We start from the raw sequence: 18,627 nt of genomic DNA on the forward strand, positions 1-18,627 counted from the left end.
GGGCGCTGCCCGACGCGGTGCAGCGGTAATCTCTGCGGGTGCGCGAATGCCTGCCGCCGAGCGCGACCCATCCGTCCCGCCGTGGCGTCCGAGCTGTCCTCAGTGGAACGCTGGCGGTCCTGCTCGGCGCCGCCCTGGTGGTCCCCTCCTCTCCGGCGCTAGCGGCGGCGCCCACCTGCGGCCCGGCCGGCGAGGACGGCCTGGTGCAGATGCCGTGGGCGCTGCGGAGGGTGGATCCGGCCTCGGCGTGGCCGCTGTCCCGGGGCGCCGGGGTGACGGTAGCGGTCATCGACTCCGGGGTCTCCGCCATCCACCCGATCCTGAAGGGTCAGGTGCTGGAGGGCCGCGACTTCAACAACCTGCCGGCTAACCGGGGGCAGTGTGACCTGGCCGGTCACGGCACGATGGTCGCCGGCATCATCGCCGGCAAGGACGGCACGGGGGTGCCGTTCAGCGGTATCGCCCCGGCGGCGCGCATCCTGCCCATCCGGGTCCTGCCGGACGCCAAGGGCACCAACGACGAGGGGCTACCCGGGCAGATCGCCGCAGCCATCGACTGGGCTGTCGACAACGGCGCCGACGTGATCAACCTGTCCCTGGTGACCCTGCCCCGCCCCGAACTGGCACAGGCCGTCGAACGCGCCCTCGCCAAGCGGGTGGTGCTGGTCGCCGCCGCCGGCAACCGGCAGGAGACCCAGGAGGACAGGCCCGCCTACCCGGCGGCGTACCCCGGGGTGATCGCCGTGGGCGGCGTGGACGAGCAGGGCGGGCACGTGGGCACCTCGGTCAGCGGCACCTTCGTCGACGTCGCCGCGCCGGGACTGAACATCGTCGGCCCGGCGCCGGGTGGATCCGGCTACCGCGCCGAACCGACGGGTGGCACCAGCTTCGCCGCCGCGTACGTCTCGGGGGTGGCCGCGCTGGTTCGGGCCGCCTACCCGGATCTCACGCCGGAGCAGGTCGCCGACCGGTTGGAGCGGACGGCGGACAACCCGCCGCAGGGGCGCAACGCCGAAGTCGGCTACGGCGTGGTCAACCCGTACCGGGCGGTGTCGAGCCTGCTGGGCACCCGCACCAACCCGCCGGTTGACGTGCTTGCCGCACCGGCCCCGGCGGCCGATCCGCTGAGCTGGCAGCGCTCCGTCGCGATCTGGGCCGCCGCGGTGGGGGCTCTGCTCGCCGTGCTGCTGCTGATCACGCGACCGATCATGGCGCGTGGCCGCCGACGCGGCTGGCGGCCCGGCCGACGTACCGACGAACCGGTCACCGGCTGAGCGTCGGCTCCGCCGCCGCAACGGTCGGCCCCTGAGACACGTCACGGCGCTGCTGCGGTCGACCGCAGCAGCGCCGTGACGCGAAAGGCTCAGCGCAGGATGCCGGAGGTGCCACCGCCGTCGGCACCCCACACGTCCTCGTCCTCCTCCAGCCAGGTGTTGCGGGCGGTGTCCTCCTCGCCGTAGCCGGCACCGCCGCCCGTCCCGGCCACGCCACCGGCACCGCGAGCGCCAGCGCCACGCCCGGCGCCACCCCGACCGGCGCCGGCGCCACCGGCGGCACCACCCATCCCGGGTGCCATGCCGCCGCCGCCCAGCTTGCCGCCCGCTCCGAGTCGGCCACCGGCGCCCCGGCCACCGCCACGACCGGCACCTGCCGCGCCGCCGCCCATCATCGGGCCCATGCCCGGCGAGACCGCCCGGCCGAGCGCGCCGCCACCCGCGAGAGCACCGGCGCTGCCCAGGCCGCCACCGCCGCCGCCGACCCCGCCGGACGAGCCCAGGCCGCCCGAGCCCAGGCCGCCGCCTCCGAGGCCGGAGCCGAGACCTGGCGAACCGCCGCCACCCGCACCGGCGAGGCCACTGCTGAACTGGTCGTCCGCACCGCCGACGCCCGGGACGCCGCCGGTGCCCGGGTAGTTACCGGTGCCGGGGTCGTAACCACTCGACAGGTCGGGGTGGGCGCTGGAACCGCCCGGCAGGTTGCCGGTGTCCGGCATGCCTGTGGCGCCGATCGAGGGCGTGGCACCGAGGCTCCCGGTGGACGGGCTGCCGCCGAGCTTCGGCACACCACCACCACCGCCACCGCCACCGCCGCCGTTGTCCAGCTTGGGTATCTCGTGCGTCGGTTCCTTCGTGCCAAGCGGGCCAGCATCGCCCGGGGTGCCAGGCGCGATGGCCTGGTAGTCGCCGCTCACCTGCTCGTAGACGCGGGCCGCGTCGTCCGACTGGTCGTTGATCCAGTCGGCGATCGCGGTCACCGGGTCGAGCCAGCCCAGGAAGTCCGGCGAGACCTTCGCCTCGAAGAAGCCGACCCCGAGGGTCAGCTTCGCGTTGCGCGCCTCCAGGACGTCGTTGACGCAGGTCGCCGGGATCGGGAAGTCCCGCTGGGCCGCGGTGAGCTTGTCGGCGGCGGTCTTGAGCGACTGGACGATGCCGGTGCCCTTCTCCGCGTCCGCCACGATCTGCCCGGTGTCCTTGGAGATCTGCTCGATGTGGCCCTTGAACGCTTCGTACGCAGGACCCTTCCAGGTCGTGCCCAGGTCCTTGATGTTGGTGTCGAGGCTCTGCTTGACGTTGTTGAGATTCTTGATCAGCTGTTCCCAGCCGAGGGCGGCGCTCTCCACGTCACCAGGCCGGCCGTCGATGACGACCTTCTGGCACATCTCTTCCCAGCTCAGGCCCACCTTCGTCCTCCCCCGTCCTAGCGGCCGTCGCCGTTGCCGGCCACGTCGCCGAAGACACGCTGCATGTCGGCGGCGGACATCCTGTTCTGTTCCTCCGCCGTCTCGTAGTTCTGCTTGACCTGGCGCAGCGCCTCCGCCGCGTCGTACAGGTTCTGCGAGAGCCTCCGGACACCTGACTCGGTGCCCTGGTAGAGCCCCTGGTGCTTGGCGGCCAACCGGGCCGCCCAGTCGAACCCGCCGAGCGGGCTCGGCTGGCCTCCGGCCCCACCTGCCACGCCGCTGGCCGCGCCACCCATCAGGTCCTGGATGTCGACCATGTCGTAGGACAGCTTGTTCAGGTACGCGGCGTGGGTCTCCAGCCAGGTGATGGCCGAGTCCAGGCTTGTCGCGTCCCACTCGGTCTTGACGCCGGCCTCACCCGGCGCGGTGACCAGGCCCTTCGGCGTTGCGGCGTGGTTGACGTTGTCGATCTCCAAGCCGGTCACGGCCAGACCCGCCGTCGGCACCCCGCCGACCGGGACCGGGATGTAGAGGTCGTCGTTCACGTACCGTTCCGGCTGGGTGGTTCTGTCGTCCGTCATCGGTCCCCTCCCCGAAACCCTGACTGGTGGCCTGCGTTCACTGCTGCTGGTGGCCGGGTGGCGGCGGGCCCGAGCCCGGCCAGCCGGACGGGCCCGGCGGTGACGCCGGAGCGGTCGGTGCCGGCGGATAACCAGGCGCGGGATGGCCCGGCGGGTACCCCTGCCCCGGCTGGCCCGGCGGCGGACCGTAGCCCGGAACGGGCTGCGGCGGCGGACCGTACCCGGCCGGTGTCGGCTGGGTGGCGGGCCAGCCTGGTGGCGGCATGCCGGGTGCGCCTGGGTACGGGCCGACAGCGGCCGGCGATGGGCGCCGCCTGCGGCGTCGCAGCACCACCAGCAGCACGATCAGCCCGATGATCGGAACGCCGAGGCAGAGCCCCACCTGGACGATCGCGCCGGCCTTGTTCGAGACCCCGAACTCGACCGCCGGCCCGTCGTCGTCACCGGGGCGCGCGGCGCTGCCGGTGCGGGTCGGGCCGGCCGGGCGGCCCGCGCCCTCCAGGAGCGGGTTCGCCGTGACGGCGGGCACCGATCGGGTCAGCGCGGCGACCGGATCGACCCTGCCGAAGCCGAACTGCGGGTCCCGCCCGGCCCGCCCGGCGTCGCGGGCGGTTCTGATCAGCCGGTTGACGACGTTGGCCGCGTCGAGCTTCGGATACTCCGAGCGGACCAGCGCCACCACCCCGGAGATGAGGGCGGCCGCCGAACTGGTGCCGCTGCCCAGCCCATAGCCGTTCGGCGAGACGCCTTCGGGCGCCGGCGCGATGATGCTGTCCATCGGACTGGCGATGACGGTCTCCGGCCCCTGCACCGACCCGGCGAAGAAGCCACCCTGCTTGCCGAACCCGGAGACGGCGACGACGCCGGGGATGTTGGCGGGCGAGGTGACCTGTCGGTCGCCCTGCTCGACGTTGCCCGCGGAGGCGACCACGACGGCATCCTTGCTCAACGCGTAGTTGACGGCGTCCACCACATCCGGGGAAGCCGCCCTGTTGCCACTGCCGAGCGAGAGGTTGATGACGTCAGCGCCGTTGTCCGCGGCCCACCGGATACCCAGGACCATGTCCTGTTCGTTGAAGTTCGCGCCCATCGCGACGGGCAGGATCTTCGCGGCCGGGGCGATGCCCAACACGTGCATCTCGCCCCCGCCGCGCCCGGCGATGATGCCGGCCATCGCGGTGCCGTGCCCCTTCACCTTGTCGTCGTCACGCCGCCCGTCCGGGGGAGCCATGGCGTTGGTGCCGTGCCCCGCGAGCACCTGCCCGCGCAGGTCGGGATGGCTGGCCTCGACGCCGGTGTCGACGACGGCGACCACGACGCCAGCACCCTTGGTGATCTTGTGGGCGGCAGAGATCTTGAGGTAGTCCAGGTACCACTGCTGAATGCCCCGGACCGTGTCGGCGGCCTGGGCCGGCGCCGGCGCGACAGTCACCGCGGGCGCCAGCGCGGCGCACAACGCCAGCACTGCCGCGCCCATGGCCCGTGTCGATCGGAAAGGCTTCCCCGTACGCATCGCTCTCCCAGTACCTCGCCGACGCCAACGCAGTGCGGCTCCGGCCCGGTCGAAGCCGGACCGGAGCCGCACCGGTGATTGTGTCAGCCCCACACCTTGGAGTTGCTCATCTCGGTGGAGACGTAGTTCTCGCGGGCGATACCGACGGCGCCGCCGATCTCGTTCAGGATCCGGTTGATGTCCCGGACCGACGAGTCCCACTTCGCCTGGTGCTGCTCGTAGGCGGTCCGGTCCTCGCCCTCCCACTGCAGCTTGGACAGCATCGACCGCAGCGTGTCGAGCTTCTCGTCGATGGTCTTCGAGATGGCCTGCATCTGCTGGTTGCTGCTCTCGAGGACCGCGTAGTCAACCTTGATCGTCACGACTTCCTCCTCTGCTGGCTATGGATCACGGGTTGAGAGCAGAGTGGAACTTGTCCAGCATCTGCTGCTGCTCCTCGTCGTTGACCTGGTGCGTCGTACCCGACTTGTCGAGCAGGTCCGCGATGTTGTCCATCGCGGTCAGCAGGTTGACGGTGTCCTCGTTCCAGCGCGTCATCAACGACTGGAACCCCGTGGACGCCTGACCCTTCCACGCCATGGCCAGGTCGTCGACTACGTTCCACAGCTTCTTCAGCTCGCCGTCGACCTCGCTGCGCGTGGACCGCACGTCACTCGCGGCGGTATGCAGAGTCGCAGCTTCGACCTCGAACGCCATGCTTCACACCCTTCCGTCATGTTGTGGCGGCGGCTTTGCCGCGCCCCTCCCCCGCGGCAAGGCAGCAACACCCCACCGACGGACACTCCAACTAAGACCGTAGCGGAATCCGTCCAGCCACCGCAGCCCTGGCTGGTCGTGTTCGATGGATGGCGGTGAATCGCGTCGCACCTGCGACCCGTTCGGACGGGAATCCGACCCGAACGGCCCCGCGACCGCGCGTCGCCGCCGTCGACACTGGACCGCCCGACTCCGCCAACCCCTGTCTGACGGCTCGGTCAGGCCGGCTCGGACCAGGCGGTCTGGATCAACTGCTGGCCGTCGCGTCGACGGACGAGCGTGCCCCGCCCGGGCGGCTGCGGACTCGGACGCAACGTGCCGAAGACCGCGCCCTCCTCCCGGTTGCCGGACATGAGCAGGCCCGGCGAGTCCAGCTCGCGCAGTCGTTGCAGTACGGGTTCGTAGAGCGCCCGGGACACCCCGCCGACCCGACGCGTGACGATCAGATGCAGACCGATATCCCGGGCCTGCGGCAGCAGCTCGTGCAGGGCACTCAGCGGGTTGCTGCCACCGGAGGCCACCAGGTCGTAGTCGTCCACCAGGATGTAGAGGTCGGGGCCCTTCCACCAGCTGCGGTCCCGCAGCTGGGCGGTGGTCACGTCCGGGCCCGGCAGCCGGTTGGACAGCGCGCTGCGGATCGAGCCGAGCCCCTGCGCGAACGCCTGGTTGGACGGCGCGTAGTCGAGCAGGTGATCGCCCTCCACCGCGCCCAGCAGCCCACGGCGGTAGTCGGCGATCACCAGCCGCGCCTGGGCCGGCGTGTACCGCTCGGTGATGCCCCGGGCGATCAGCCGCAGCAGGTTGGTCTTGCCGCACTCGGCGTCGCCGAAGACCGTCAGGTGCGGCTCGTTCGCCAGATCCAGGTAGACCGGCGCGAGCGCCGACTCGTTGACGCCGATCGGCAGGCCGGGGGCCGACCGGTCGATGATCCGGGCCAGCTCGGACACCGGCAGCCGGCGGGGCAGCAGCCGCACCTTCGGCGCCGGGCGCCCCGGCCAGTTCGCCGCCACGTGCCCGGCGAGCGCGACCGACGCTTCGCTCAGGTCCTCGATGTCGCGCCGACCGTCGATCCGCGAGATCGCGGTGAGGAAGTGCAGCTTGTCCCGGGTCAGACCGCGACCGGGCGACTTCTCCGGCACGTTCATCGCCGAGCGCCGGTCGATCTCGGACTCCGCCGCGTCGCCCAGACGCAACTCCAGCTTGGTGCCGAGCAGATCACGCATGTTGATCCGGATCTCCGCCCAGCGCACCGCCGTGAGCACCACGTGCACCCCGAAGCCGAGGCCCCGGTTGGCGAGCGTCGTGATGGTCTGCTCCAGCTCCTCGTAGTCCTGGCGCAGGGTGTTCCAGCCGTCCACCACCAGGAACACGTCGCCGAACGGGTCGTCGGCGAACTCGCCGGCCGCCCGGCGACGGCGGTAGCTCGCCACCGAGTCGATGCCGTACTGGGCGAAGCGCGTCTCCCGTTCGTCCAGCACCGCGACGACCTCGGCCACCGTGCGCCGCACCGCCTCGATGTCGCGCCGGCCGGCCACCCCGGCCATGTGCGGCAGGCGTTCCAGGCTGCGCAGCGCGCCACCGCCGAAGTCCAGGCAGAAGAACTGCACCTCACGCGGCGTGTGGGTGAGCGCCAGCGAGGCCAGCAGCGACCGCAGCATGGTGCTCTTGCCGCTGAGCGAACTGCCGACGATCACCACGTTGCCGCCGGCGCCGGCCAGCTCGACCATCATCGGGTCGCGGCGCTGCTCGTACGGGCGGTCGACCACGCCCACCGGCACGGTGAGGCGACCCCGGCCCGGCCAGGACGCCGTGCACAACCCGTAGGTCGGGTCGACGGCCAGCGGGCCGAGCAGCTCGCCCAGGCCCGGCGGTTCCGCCAGCGGCGGCAGCCACACCTGGTGCGCGGGACGGCCCCGGCCCTTGAGCTGGTCGATCAGGACGTCGAGCATCGCGACGGCCTTGCCGTCGGCCGGCTGCTCCGGCTCCGGCATGGCGTCCACCGACACCTGCGTGGCCTGCGCCGGGATGAAATTGACGCCGTACGGCACGATCCGGCGCTGCACCAGGGCCTGCGACGCGGAGGCCTGCTGGCCGGGCGCCCGGTACGGCCCCGAGACGTACGCGGCCCGGAATCGCAGCATGGTGCTGGTGTCCGTCTTCAGGTAGCCGTGCCCGGGCGCGTTCGGCAGCTCGTACGCGTCCGGCACGCCGAGCACGATCCGGCTCTCCACCGCCGAGAACGTCCGCAACCCGATCCGGTACGACAGGTGCGTGTCCAGACCACGCAGCTTGCCCTCCTCCAGCCGCTGCGACGCCAGCAACAGGTGCACACCGAGCGACCGACCCAACCGGCCGATCATCACGAACAGGTCGATGAAGTCCGGCTTCGCCGCCAACAACTCACTGAACTCGTCACAAATGATCAACAAGCTCGGCATCGGCGCCAACGGCTCACCGGCCGCCCGCGCCTTCTCGTACTCGAACCGGGACACGTAGTTGCCCGCCGCCCGCAGCAACTCCTGCCGGCGCACCATCTCACCGGCCAGCGCGTCGCGCATCCGGTCGACCAACGGCAACTCGTCGGCCAGGTTCGTGATCACCGCGCTGGTGTGCGGCAACGCCTCCAGGGAGGCGAACGTCGCGCCACCCTTGAAGTCCACCAGGACGAAGTTCAGCTCCTCGGACGAGTGGGTCACCGCCAGCGCCGCCACCACCGTACGGAGCAGCTCGCTCTTGCCGGAGCCGGTCGCGCCGATGACGAGGCCGTGCGGGCCCATACCCTCGTGCGCCGACTCCTTGAAGTCGAGTTCGACGACGTTGCCGTCCGGGCCGACGCCGAGCGGGATGCGCAGCCGGTCCCGGTGACCGCGCGGCCGCCAGGTCTGGTGCACGTCCACGGCCGCGGCGTCGCCGACGCCGAGCAGGTCGGGCAGTTCCGTGCTGCGGGCCAGCGGCTCCTCGTTGCTGGTCTGCTGCTGCGACAGCCGGTACGGCGCGATCTGCCGGGCCAGCCCCTCGGCGGCCTCGGCGGTGAGCCGGTCGGGCCGGCCGAGCCGCGAGGACGAGCTGCCCCGGATCAGGTCGAGGGTGGTGCCGTCGCCCACGTCCAGGCAGAGCAGCCAGCGGCCGGCGTCGCGCGGCACCGTCCCGGAGAGGTCGATCAGGGTGACGCCGAGCAGCCCCTGGCCCACCAGCTGGCAGGTCGGGGAGATCTCGCCACCGTCGACCACCACGACCACGTGTGGCGCGGTGGTCAACGCCTTGGCCTCGGCGGCGAACCGGGGTCGCCCGGCCAGCTCGCCCGCGAGGGACTCCTCGGCCTCGGCCAGGCTCGCGAAGACCAGCCGGCGCGCGCCGGCCGCGTCCGTACGGCCGCTGTGGTGGGCGTGGGGAAGCCACTTCACCCAGTTCCAGGCGGGCTGCCGGTCGGGCGCGGCGACCACGGCGACGACCAGGTCGTCCGGGGCGTGGAACGTCGCCAGTTGACCCAGGGCCGCCCGGGTCAGGTCGAGCACGGGCTCACGGTCGCCGCGCAGCACCACCCGGCTGAACGCGCGCACCGACAACGCGGTGGGCAGTTCGGGCACAGTGGTGTGTGCGCGGACGAACCGACGCAGCGCGATGGCGCTCATCGGTTCCAGGTCCTCGACCGGCTTGGTCTCCGGGGGGACGATCTCCACGGCCAGCCGCTGCGGGCCGAGCGCGATCCTGGTCTCACCGAAGTCGGGCTCGGTGATCCGCCGCTCCCACAGCCGGCGCGACGCCGCGATCGACCAGAGCGCGTCGGGCTCGGGGTGCCGCCAGTTCATCGCGTCCCGCTGCTGGGCCGCCGCTCGCCGGGTGCGCTTGCGCATCTGCGCCAGGTAGCGCATGTAGTCGCGGCGGTCGGCGTTCAGCTCGGCCTTGTCGTTGCCGCCGTTGCTGAGCGAACCGATGGCCATGCCGAGCATCGAGACGCCGAACAGGCCACCCGCGACGTACGTCATCATGCCGCCGCCCCGGCCGGCGTAGAGGAACGCCATCGCACCGACACCGCAGACCATTGGCAGGATCATGAGCAGTTGCCCCATCCCGCGGGGCGTCGGCTCGGGCAGCTCGGGCGGGGACTCCAGCACCACCTCACCGCGTGGCAGGGCCGGCCCCGGCTGGCGCGGAGGTCGGCGGAACACGACCGTGCTCACGGCTGTCTCCTCCCCAGAAGCGGCCCTGCTGTCGTGCCGGCGCGGCCCGAAGCCCGCGGGTGGGCACTGTACGTGCCCGTCATCGTAGGTAATCTCCCGTGGGCGCGGTGCACCCGCACCGCGGGATCCCGGCCCGCCGATCGTAGATGGACACCAGGAGGCCACTGTGGCGACGAAGACGGCGACCGGTGGTCTGAGCCGGATCACCATTGTGGCCCCTCGTACGCGGATGGATCTGGCCCTGCCGTCGGACGTGCCGATGGCGGACCTTCTGCCGACCCTGCTGCGCTACGCCGGTGAGGACCTGGCCGACGACGGGGTGCGGCACGGCGGCTGGGCGTTGTCCCGCCTGGGTGGTGCACCTCTGGACGGTGGTCGTACGGCGGCGCAGCTCGGTGTCCGCGACGGCGAGGTGTTGTACTTCAACCCCCGGTCCGCCTCCGCTCCGGAGGTCGTCTTCGACGACGTGGTGGACGCGGTCGCCACCGCGACCACCCAGCGGCCGGGTTCCTGGCAGGTCGGGGCGACCCGGTCGTTCGCGGTGCTGTTCGCCGCGGCGGCGTTCGGCGCCGGCGCCCTGGCCGCTCTGTTCACCGGCCCTCCCCACCTGCCCGGCGCGCTGGCCGCCGTGCTGGTCGCGGTGGCGCTGCTGGTCGGCGCCGCGGTGCTCGCCCGGGCGGCGGGTGACAGCGGCACGGGCTCGGTGCTGGCGATGGTCGGGCTGGTGTACGCGGGCACCGGTGGCCTGCTGCTGCTCGCCGGTGACCGCAAGCTGACCGAGCTGGCCAGTCCGCACGTCCTGCTCGCGGCCACGGCCGTGGTGGTCGCCGGGGCGGTGGCCGTGGTGGCCGTCGGTGACCGGTACCCCCTCTTCTTCGCCGCGATCGGGGTGGGCGCGGGGACGGGTCTGGGCGCGCTGCTCTGCCTGACCCTCGACCTCGACGCCGCCGCCGGGGCCGCGATCGTGGCGGCTGTCGCGTTCGGCGTGGTGCCGGCGCTGCCGATGGTGGCCTACCGGCTGGCCCGGCTGCCGGTGCCGTCGATCCCGACCGGTCCGGACGATCTGAAGACCGACAGCGAGTCGGTGAACGGGCGGCAGGTGCTCGAGCGCAGCGACCGGGCGGACCAGTTCCTCACCGGTCTGCTGTGGACGGTGGCGGTGCTCGTGCTGGGCGCGCAGCTGGTGCTGGCCCTGGACGGCCGCCTGCCGGCGGTGCTGCTGTGCCTGGTGCTGGCCCTGCTGTCGTTGCTGCGGGCGCGACCGCTCCTGGGTCGGGCCCAGCGCGTTCCGGTGCTGCTCGCCGGCACCGTCGGGCTGGGCCTGGCCGCCGCGGCGACCTTCGCCGGTGGGTCGCTCGCGGTCCGGCTCGGCCTGGTCCTCGGTGGGCTGCTGCTGGCGGCAGTGGTCAGCCTGATCTACGGCCTGACCGTCGCCGGCAAGCGCATCTCGCCGGTGTGGGGTCGGCTGCTCGACATCGTCGAGATCATGCTGATCATCGCGCTGGTGCCGCTGGCCGTCTGGGTCTGCGGCCTGTACGGCTGGATCGTCAACCTGCGGCCCTGACCGGGGAGCAGTCAGCTCGCCGTCAGCGGGACTGCCGCCGGCCGGCGCCCACGGGCGCCGACGCGACAGGCGCGCTGGCGTAGACGCCCGGGCCGTGCTGCCCGTCCAACGGCCGGGCCGGCGTGCCCGCGCGGTGCGCGACCTCCCGGACGACCTTGACCAGCGCCTCGACGTGGTTGTCCATGGCCGCGACCCGGAGCAGCGGCGTCGCCATGCGCCCGCCGGGCGCCACCGCGGCGGCCACCGTGTGCGAGGGGGCCGACGTTGCGGTGATCGCGTCCACCAGCGGACCCAACGGCGCGTCCGGGCGGCCCCGCAGGGTCAGGCAGCGGTGCGTCCAGCCGCCGCCGCCCAGCCCCCGCCAGCTCTCCGTCGGCGGCTCGGGCACCAGGTCCAGCCCGGCGGCCGACACCACTGCGGCGCGCAGCTCGTCGCGACCCAGCGGCCGGTGGGCCAATCCGGCTGCCGTCAGCGCCTTGCCCAAGCGGCCGATGCCGGCGGCCAGCGTGCGGTGGACACCGGCCAGTCCGCCGCCCCGGCTCACCGTCTCGATCCGTGCGTCGTGGACCGTGAGCCGCAGCGCCACCCAGACGGTCCGGTGCGCCGCCGGCGGCGCACCGGGGGCCGGATACCAGACCAGGGTGTGCGCGACCACCTGGGCCCTGGACACCGGGGCCGAGAAGTCGGCGAGCACCCGCAGGGCGCGGTCCACGGTCGCCGCATCCACCGAACCGACCGCGTCGCCGGTGGCCGGTTGCAGCGCGACCGCGGCGAACCAGCCCTGGTCGTCCTGCCCGATGCCGAGCCGGGTGCCCCGGTCGGTCAACTCGATGACGCCCAGCTCGGGTGCGAGCGCGGCCAGCCGGGGGTCCACGGCGGTGCCGTCGGCCAGCGCGACCGCCGCCCGCTCACGGCGTTGGCGCAGCCGGCGACGCAGCAGCACGTCGTCGAACCACCAGCGACCGCCACGGCGGGCGAACGCGGCCACCACGACCGCCACCGCCAGGGCGGCGACCGTGGCGAGCAGCCAGCTCGGCCCGGCCGTCGCGGCCCAGACGGCGATGGCGCACACCTCGAGTACGACGAGCTGGCCGACCAGCACCGGACCGATGCGACCCCGGACCGGCCGGTCGGCCGCCGGGGTGACCCGCGCCGGGACGCCGGACGGCCTCGTGACCGCATCCGCGGGTGGCGCCTGAACCTGCGTCATCGCTGACAGTCCCTCCTGGACGGTACGACTCTGCGCCGGGTCGGCCCGGCACCGATCCGGCGGCGGCCCCGAGGACCCGCCGTCGGCCCCTTATCGTAGGGAAGCCCGCGACGGCACCCCGAGGACATCGTCGCGGATCCACCCCGCCGGAGGTAAGTCATGCGGACCCGCCGCGATCAGGTGCAGGCGTACCGCTTCGTCACCCGTCGGATCGTCTCCGCGCTCGTGTCGGGCGATCCGGAGACGACCAACCTGCCGATGCGACGGCTCGGCATGGCGGTCTTCGGCAGTGTGATCGCCGCGGCGGTGGTGCTCGGTGGCGTCGGCGCGTACGGCCAGTTGACCGGGAATGCCGCGCCGCTGGAAGAGAACACCCTGGTCATCGAGCGGGAAACCGGCGCGACGTACGTGTTCGCCGAGGGCGAGCTGCATCCCACGCTGAACTACGCCTCCGCACGGCTGATCCTCAACGAGCCCGACCCCGCGGTGCGCACCATGTCCCAGGCCGCGCTGCGCGACCGGCCACGGGGGCACACCGTCGGCATCGTCGGCGCACCCGACGCGTTGCCGGACCGCAAGTCGTTGACCGGCCTGCCGTGGTCCGTCTGCGACGTGCCCGACCCGGCCGACCCGCGCCACTCCACCACCCGCGTCGTGATCGACCGTGCGTTGCCCGGCGGTGCGCCGCTCGGTGACCGGGCGGTGCTGGTCACCGTGGACGGTCAGCGGCACCTGCTCACCGGCAACTCCCGGCTGGAGGTGCGCGGCGGTGACCAGGCGGTCGCGGCGCTGCGGATGACCGGCACGGCGCCGCTGCCGGTCGGGCAGCAACTGCTCAACGCCATACCGGCCGGGCCACCGCTGCGCAAGCCGTCCCTGGCCGACATGGGCGAGCGCAGCGGGCTGAGCGTGGCCGGCCGGCCCGCGACCATCGGTCAGGTCTTCCAGGCCGCGGGGCAGCACTACGTGCTCGCGCGGGAGGGTCTCGTCTCGATCAGTGAGATCACCGCCCTGCTGCTCATCAGTGGCGGCGGTCAGATCACCGACATCACGCCGGACCAGGCCGGTCGACTGTTGACCGAGCAGCGGCTCGACGCGGACGGCATGCCCCGGACCCTGCCCACCCTGTACCAGGCCCGGGCCGGGCAGACGCTGCTCTGCGCGACGTACCGGGCCGGCGCCGCCGGTGGTCCCCCGACCACCACGCTTGAGGTCTTCGACCGGGCTCCGGCGGAGTTGACGGCGGACGAGCCCGGCTCCGTGCCGGTGCGCCAGACCAACCGGGACACGGTGCGTACGGCCGAATCGGTGCTGCTGCCCGGCGGCAAGGGCGTACTGGCCCAGGCCGCGCCCGGCGCCGGCACCAGCGGATCCGGCGCCGCCGGCGCGACGGTCTACCTGATCAGCCCGCAGGGTGTCCGGTACCCGCTCGGTTCCGCCGAGACGCTGGGGGCGCTCGGCTACGAAGGGGTCACTCCGCTGGCGGTTCCCGGCTCGCTGCTCGCGTTGATCCCGACCGGGCCCACGCTCAACCGGGAGGACGCGCTCGTGCAGTTCGCACCGGGTGACGCGTTGGCGTCCGCGTCCGTGCCGCAGCCGACGTCGTCCACGTCGGCCACTGTCGCCCCGACGAGCGGGGGCACGGGCGGCGGGTCGCCCGGGGCATCGACCGGCGCCGACGACTGACCCGTTCGGACGGGTCGCCCCGTGTCGCAGCAGTGGACTAACCTTGGTTCGCTGACGGTTGTCAACCAGAACGACGGGGATGTTGCCATGACCGGGCGTACGGAAGTCGACCTGCTGTCCCTTGAGGACTTCCACCAACACCTGACGTCGCGGCTGAGCCAGGCCGAGTCGGTGCTGCGCAAGCTCAACACCGAGATGCAGTGCAGCCCACCGGCGTTGGGATCGTTCACCGATGCCACCCAGAATTCGCGCCGCTACAGCGAGGTCCACCAGTCGTACGTGGAGCAGGCCGAGCGGCTCCGGCAGGCGGTGGTGGCCGCGCAGCAGGCGACCAGCACCATCCTGGCCAACTACCGCACCGCCGAGGCGCGTAACGCGGCCAACGCCACCGACATCACGGCTGCGCTGACCGGTGTCGACCGGGCGTTGCAGCCGAAGGGGGACGGCAGTGTCTGAGTACACCCAGCGCTACCAGGACAAGAGCCACCGCGAGTTGTACGACGCGGTGATGGCCGGCAAGCCGGAGCAGATCGACGGGATCGCCGCCCAGTGGGCCGCCCTCAAGGGCATCCTGGACGGTCTCGGCCGGGAGCTGAGCGGCGACCTCGAGAAGCTCGGCCACACCTGGACGGGCTCGGCAGGTCGGGAGTTCCAGCGCCGGCTCACGCTGATCGTCGACCACTCCGACGCGCTGGGCGAAGGCATGGCTGGCATCAAGCAGGGCCTCACCATGATGGCCGGCCAGCTGCGCACCGCGCACAAGCAGGCCGAGAGCCCGGAGGAGACCGACGACAACGACAAGGCCGTCTCGGGCGCGCTCAAGGGTGCCGCCTTCGGCCTGCCCGGTGCCGTGGTCGGGGGCATCATGGGCCACCAGCAGGACAAGGAAGAGCAGGAGAAGGCCCACCAGCGGATGGTGAACGTGGTGGCCGAACTGGCCGCCGGCTACGACCTCTCCGCCTACGACCGCGTGGTCGACCCGCCCCACCCCCACCCGGAGACTCCGCGGACGACCAACCAGGACCGGCCGACGCCGCGCAGCGGCCCGGCCACCACGACGCCGTCGGCCGCTCCGACCGCCACCGGCCTGACCGCGCACACGGGCGGCGCCACTGTCACGACGCCCGACGGGGTGGCACCTCCGCCGGCCGGCGGGGGCGGTTCCGTCCCCGGCCACGACGGCGGCACCTCGGTTGTCGTCATCGGGCCGGAGGGCTCCGGCAGCGACCCCGGCGGCACCACCTCCCTCGCCGGCGCGGACCCGCTGCTCGGCGGGGCCCTGCTCACCGGCGGGGCGGCCGGCCTGGCCGGGCTGTCCGGGCCGGCCACCACCGTGGCTGCCAGCGCCTCGGGCGGGCCGAGCCTGCTCTTCGGGGCACCGGGCGGGGCGCCGGCCGGTGGCGTCCTGCGCACCTCCGCGCTCGCCGGGTCGAGCAGCACGCCCACCACGGCGGCCCGGCCGACCGGCGGCGCTGCCGCCGCCGAGAACCGTTCCGCCAGTGGCGTCGGGCGGAGCATCGACGGCCGCCGCGGTGAGACCGGTCGGGCGGCAGCGGGTGGGCGGCAGGGTCTGACGGGCAACGGCCGGGGTGGCAACCGCCCCGGGGTGCTCGGCGGGCACGGTCGCCCCGAGGACGACGAGTCCGACGAGCGGCTGACCTGGCTGACCGAGGACGAGATGGTGTGGCAGGACGGCGGGGACGCCGCGCCACCGGTGCTCGGCACCGCCGGCTGACCCGCCGACGGCGCCCAACGCCGCACGAGACACCCGAGTGACCCCTGCCGCCTGTCGCGGCGGGGGTCACCGTGTTCCGGCCCCCGGCCGTCGTACCCGGAGGCGGTGTCGCCGCAGGTCACCACCGTCCACAGTGTTCACGGTGGTGGCGGTCACCACCGTTGCGCCCGCTGTCGTGCTGCGCCACGGCGGCTCGGGCGATAGGTTGGTCGGGTGTCGTCCGCAGCCCTGGTCCGCCCAGCCCGGTGGGCAGTGCTGTGGTCACTGCGGGAGCTGACCCGGCTGGCGGTCACCGCCCTGGTGCTCGCTGTCGGTCTCGGCGGCGCGCTCGCCGCCACCCCGCCGTCCGCCCAGGCCCAGCTGCGGCCCAGCGCCGTGAGCAGCCGCGTGGACGCCGTTCGACCCGAGGCCGTCGCGGCCACCGAGCGTACGAGCCAGCCGGCCGCGCCCCGGCCGGGCAGCGAAGCAGTCGTCGCCGCGCCGACCCGGCCGGTCCTCGCGGGCGCGCAGCACGCGCCGGCCGTTGAGCCCGGCTGCGGCACCCCGCCCCGACGCGGCCCTCCCACCAGCTGAACCCAGGCCGTCAGGCCACCCGACGCTCCCCGCGACCCGGCTCCGGGTCGTGCGTCCGTCCGGGTGCCCGGGTCGCCGCCGACCGGCGCTACCCGCAGCCAGACCCGATCCGGCTCCCGACCTCCCGCCCAGCGGGGATCGGCCCGAGCCTCGGGCGGCCATCCGCAGCTCACCCCGACCACTCGGAGCCCGGCGCGTCGACACCAGTCGAGCGACCGGCCCGGTGCCGTCAGGACCCATCCGTCGATACCGTCGTTCGACCGCGAGGTGCTGATCATGCAGACCGTCCTCTCCGCCGTCCTGCCCGACGTGCCCCGGGCCGCCGCCATCTGGCTGAGCCTGCTCGGGGTGGTGGTCGTCGCCGTCGCCGTGCTCCTGCTGCGCCCCGGCCGGCTCCGACTCGACCCGGCCGTCCGGATCCGCAACGCCGCCATGCCCAGCCAACTCGAACAGGCGCTCCAGGAGCGGGAGCAGAGCCGCTACGCGCAGGAGGTCACGGTGGCCGCCGAACGCGCCACCACCACCGCCCAGCGTCGGCGGGCCGAGTGGGTGGCCGCGCAGGAGACCGTCGAAGCCGCCTGGCAGGCGCTGGAGGCGGCCGAGGCGGGCGTACGGCGGCTCGGTGGGGCAGCCGCGATGCCGCTGCCACAGACCGTCCGGACCCCCGCCGAGTACGCCGACCGCGAGCGCTACCTGCACCGGGCCGCGCTGGACGCGTACTGGCGGCGGGAGCTGTCGGTGGAGCAGCTCAGCGACGTCTTCGCGCACCGCGACGGCTGGGACCCGCGGCTGCACCCCGTCGAGCAGGAACTCGTGCTGCAGCGGGCGATCCGCGACAACCTGGCGGCCCGGCACGTCGCCGCCCAGGAGCGGGAGCAGGCGGCCTGGCGGGCCGCTGAGCTGGCCGTGGCGGCGGCTCGCAGCCTCCGCGAGGAGGCTCACGCGGCGACCGGGCGGCGGGTGGCGGAGTCGGCGTCGGTGCTGCCACTCAGCGAGGTGCTCCGGCCATCGACCGAGCAGACCCGGGAGAACGCGGTGGTCGCCCGGGGTCGGGCGGCGGTGCCCGCGTTCTGACTCGGCGGCCGGGTGGTTCCGGTTCGCCGCGACACGGCGAACCGGGCCGGGCCGGCGCTTGTGGGTTAGCGTGACGGCATGTCCCGACAGGCGTGGGTCCTCGTGGTGATCGCCGGCATCCTGGCCCTCGCCACACTTGTCGGCGCGGTGGTGCTGGCGGTACGGCTGGTGCGGACGAGGCGGCTGCTGACCGGGCTGGGCGCGGGCGGAAAGGTCGCCTTCTACGGGGCGCTGATCTACACGATCTTCCCGGTGGACATCCTCCCGGACCCGATCTACCTGGACGACATGGGCGTTCTGGCCGGCGCGCTGATCTATCTCACGCGGCTCGTGCACAAGCGCCGGGCGGCCGGCCGTCGACTGCCCGGGCAGCCGGACGCACCGCCGGATCCGGACCGCGCCCGCTCCGTACGATGATCGAGGTTGGTGCGCAGGACGGGGGACGCGTGGCGGGCGATCATCGGCTGGACATCCGCGACGACCGGGTGGCCGCCTTCTGTGCGGAACGGCACCTGGCGACACTTACCACCCTGCGCGCCGACGGCACCCCGCACGTGGTGCCCGTCGGGGTCACACTCGACGCGGCGGCCGGGCTGGCCCGGGTGATCACCTCGGGTACGTCCCGCAAGGCCCGCCAGGTGGCCGCCGCCGGCGCCGACGGCACTCCGGTGGCGGTCTGCCACGTGGACGGGCGCCGCTGGTTGACGATCGAGGGCCGGGCGGTGCTCCGGTCGGATCGAGCCGCAGTCGCGGAGGCCGAACGACGCTACGCCGAGCGGTATCGGACCCCGCGCCCGAATCCGGAGCGCGTGGTCATCGAGATCACCGTGACCGGGCTGCTCGGGAGCCTCTGAGCCACACCGGCACACTGTCCGCTTTGCGACGCCATGCCCGTTTCGGGCCGGCTCGCTGTCGCATGCCGTCTCGCGGAATCCCGCACCGCCGGTAGCCGTTACACCTGGTCACGACGCCCCAGCGGCAGCCGGCGACGGAATGCCGGCCGAAGCAGGGCCGTTACGTCCCCGGTACGCACGGCCGAGACCGCCACGGAGGCGGCACACCCCCGAACGGAGA

16 protein-coding genes are annotated in these 18,627 nt (G+C 73.4%); 9 read left to right on the forward strand and 7 right to left on the reverse strand.

What is annotated here, in order from left to right; genetic code table 11:
* The first annotated feature begins 38 nt into the window (after positions 1 to 38).
* Positions 39 to 1,274, forward strand: a complete 1,236-nt coding sequence (gene mycP, locus AB0B97_RS05685; RefSeq protein WP_357490950.1) for a type VII secretion-associated serine protease mycosin — start codon at positions 39 to 41, stop codon at positions 1,272 to 1,274.
* Between the two features lie 89 nt (positions 1,275 to 1,363).
* On the opposite strand, the gene AB0B97_RS05690 is transcribed toward mycP, so the two are convergent.
* The 6 genes from AB0B97_RS05690 to eccCa form a co-directional block, all read right to left on the reverse strand.
* The gene (locus AB0B97_RS05690; protein WP_357490952.1) at positions 1,364 to 2,680 is read right to left on the reverse strand and encodes a WXG100 family type VII secretion target; all 1,317 of its coding nucleotides are present in this window, start codon (positions 2,678 to 2,680) and stop codon (positions 1,364 to 1,366) included.
* Positions 2,681 to 2,697: 17 nt separating this feature from the next.
* Positions 2,698 to 3,261, reverse strand: a complete 564-nt coding sequence (locus tag AB0B97_RS05695) for a hypothetical protein (RefSeq protein ID WP_357490954.1) — start codon at positions 3,259 to 3,261, stop codon at positions 2,698 to 2,700.
* Positions 3,262 to 3,298: 37 nt separating this feature from the next.
* The gene (locus AB0B97_RS05700; RefSeq protein WP_357490956.1) at positions 3,299 to 4,738 is read right to left on the reverse strand and encodes a S8 family serine peptidase; all 1,440 of its coding nucleotides are present in this window, start codon (positions 4,736 to 4,738) and stop codon (positions 3,299 to 3,301) included.
* 119 nt (positions 4,739 to 4,857) lie between these two features.
* The gene (locus AB0B97_RS05705) at positions 4,858 to 5,136 is read right to left on the reverse strand and encodes a WXG100 family type VII secretion target (protein ID WP_354855539.1); all 279 of its coding nucleotides are present in this window, start codon (positions 5,134 to 5,136) and stop codon (positions 4,858 to 4,860) included.
* A gap of 25 nt (positions 5,137 to 5,161) precedes the next feature.
* On the reverse strand, positions 5,162 to 5,470 hold the full coding sequence (locus tag AB0B97_RS05710) for a WXG100 family type VII secretion target (RefSeq protein WP_234590029.1): 309 nt from the start codon (positions 5,468 to 5,470) through the stop codon (positions 5,162 to 5,164).
* Between the two features lie 278 nt (positions 5,471 to 5,748).
* Positions 5,749 to 9,711: a type VII secretion protein EccCa gene (gene eccCa, locus AB0B97_RS05715; RefSeq protein ID WP_357490959.1), complete on the reverse strand. Its 3,963-nt coding sequence runs from the start codon at positions 9,709 to 9,711 to the stop codon at positions 5,749 to 5,751.
* A gap of 166 nt (positions 9,712 to 9,877) precedes the next feature.
* On the opposite strand from eccCa, the gene eccD reads away from it, so the two are divergent.
* Positions 9,878 to 11,275 carry a type VII secretion integral membrane protein EccD gene (eccD, locus tag AB0B97_RS05720; protein WP_357490961.1) on the forward strand — a complete coding sequence of 466 codons (1,398 nt, stop codon included), beginning with the start codon at positions 9,878 to 9,880 and terminating at the stop codon, positions 11,273 to 11,275.
* Between the two features lie 22 nt (positions 11,276 to 11,297).
* On the opposite strand, the gene AB0B97_RS05725 is transcribed toward eccD, so the two are convergent.
* Positions 11,298 to 12,485 carry a type VII secretion protein EccE gene (locus AB0B97_RS05725; RefSeq protein ID WP_357490963.1) on the reverse strand — a complete coding sequence of 396 codons (1,188 nt, stop codon included), beginning with the start codon at positions 12,483 to 12,485 and terminating at the stop codon, positions 11,298 to 11,300.
* A gap of 159 nt (positions 12,486 to 12,644) precedes the next feature.
* On the opposite strand from AB0B97_RS05725, the gene eccB reads away from it, so the two are divergent.
* From eccB to AB0B97_RS05760, 7 genes are all read left to right on the forward strand, one after another.
* The gene (gene eccB, locus AB0B97_RS05730; RefSeq protein ID WP_357490965.1) at positions 12,645 to 14,171 is read left to right on the forward strand and encodes a type VII secretion protein EccB; all 1,527 of its coding nucleotides are present in this window, start codon (positions 12,645 to 12,647) and stop codon (positions 14,169 to 14,171) included.
* Between the two features lie 87 nt (positions 14,172 to 14,258).
* Positions 14,259 to 14,627 carry a hypothetical protein gene (locus AB0B97_RS05735; RefSeq protein ID WP_234590050.1) on the forward strand — a complete coding sequence of 123 codons (369 nt, stop codon included), beginning with the start codon at positions 14,259 to 14,261 and terminating at the stop codon, positions 14,625 to 14,627.
* Positions 14,620 to 15,906, forward strand: a complete 1,287-nt coding sequence (locus AB0B97_RS05740; RefSeq protein WP_357490967.1) for a WXG100 family type VII secretion target — start codon at positions 14,620 to 14,622, stop codon at positions 15,904 to 15,906. The genes AB0B97_RS05735 and AB0B97_RS05740 overlap by 8 nt, the downstream gene beginning before the upstream one ends.
* A gap of 213 nt (positions 15,907 to 16,119) precedes the next feature.
* A complete protein-coding gene (locus AB0B97_RS05745; protein WP_357490969.1) occupies positions 16,120 to 16,479 on the forward strand; it encodes a hypothetical protein in 360 nt (119 codons plus the stop codon).
* 276 nt (positions 16,480 to 16,755) lie between these two features.
* Positions 16,756 to 17,553 carry a hypothetical protein gene (locus tag AB0B97_RS05750; protein WP_357490971.1) on the forward strand — a complete coding sequence of 266 codons (798 nt, stop codon included), beginning with the start codon at positions 16,756 to 16,758 and terminating at the stop codon, positions 17,551 to 17,553.
* 78 nt (positions 17,554 to 17,631) lie between these two features.
* The gene (locus AB0B97_RS05755) at positions 17,632 to 17,970 is read left to right on the forward strand and encodes a YkvA family protein (protein ID WP_234590059.1); all 339 of its coding nucleotides are present in this window, start codon (positions 17,632 to 17,634) and stop codon (positions 17,968 to 17,970) included.
* Positions 17,967 to 18,407, forward strand: coding sequence for a TIGR03618 family F420-dependent PPOX class oxidoreductase (locus tag AB0B97_RS05760; RefSeq protein ID WP_357490973.1), 441 nt, complete (start codon positions 17,967 to 17,969; stop codon positions 18,405 to 18,407). The genes AB0B97_RS05755 and AB0B97_RS05760 overlap by 4 nt, the downstream gene beginning before the upstream one ends.
* Positions 18,408 to 18,627 lie beyond the last annotated feature (220 nt).

The sequence above is a fragment of the Micromonospora sp. NPDC049004 genome (assembly GCF_040649315.1).
Classification (GTDB): domain Bacteria; phylum Actinomycetota; class Actinomycetes; order Mycobacteriales; family Micromonosporaceae; genus Micromonospora.

What these genes read in the sequence shown, in the direction of transcription:
- AB0B97_RS05695 (WP_357490954.1), bottom strand. Translation starts at nt 3,261, where the DNA reads ATGACGGACGACAGAACCACCCAGCCGGAACGGTACGTGAACGACGAC.
- AB0B97_RS05700 (WP_357490956.1), bottom strand. Translation starts at nt 4,738, where the DNA reads ATGGGCGCGGCAGTGCTGGCGTTGTGCGCCGCGCTGGCGCCCGCGGTG.
- AB0B97_RS05710 (WP_234590029.1), bottom strand. Translation starts at nt 5,470, where the DNA reads ATGGCGTTCGAGGTCGAAGCTGCGACTCTGCATACCGCCGCGAGTGAC.
- AB0B97_RS05725 (WP_357490963.1), bottom strand. Translation starts at nt 12,485, where the DNA reads ATGACGCAGGTTCAGGCGCCACCCGCGGATGCGGTCACGAGGCCGTCC.
- eccB (WP_357490965.1), top strand. Translation starts at nt 12,645, where the DNA reads ATGCGGACCCGCCGCGATCAGGTGCAGGCGTACCGCTTCGTCACCCGT.
- AB0B97_RS05735 (WP_234590050.1), top strand. Translation starts at nt 14,259, where the DNA reads ATGACCGGGCGTACGGAAGTCGACCTGCTGTCCCTTGAGGACTTCCAC.
- AB0B97_RS05750 (WP_357490971.1), top strand. Translation starts at nt 16,756, where the DNA reads ATGCAGACCGTCCTCTCCGCCGTCCTGCCCGACGTGCCCCGGGCCGCC.
- AB0B97_RS05755 (WP_234590059.1), top strand. Translation starts at nt 17,632, where the DNA reads ATGTCCCGACAGGCGTGGGTCCTCGTGGTGATCGCCGGCATCCTGGCC.
- AB0B97_RS05760 (WP_357490973.1), top strand. Translation starts at nt 17,967, where the DNA reads ATGATCGAGGTTGGTGCGCAGGACGGGGGACGCGTGGCGGGCGATCAT.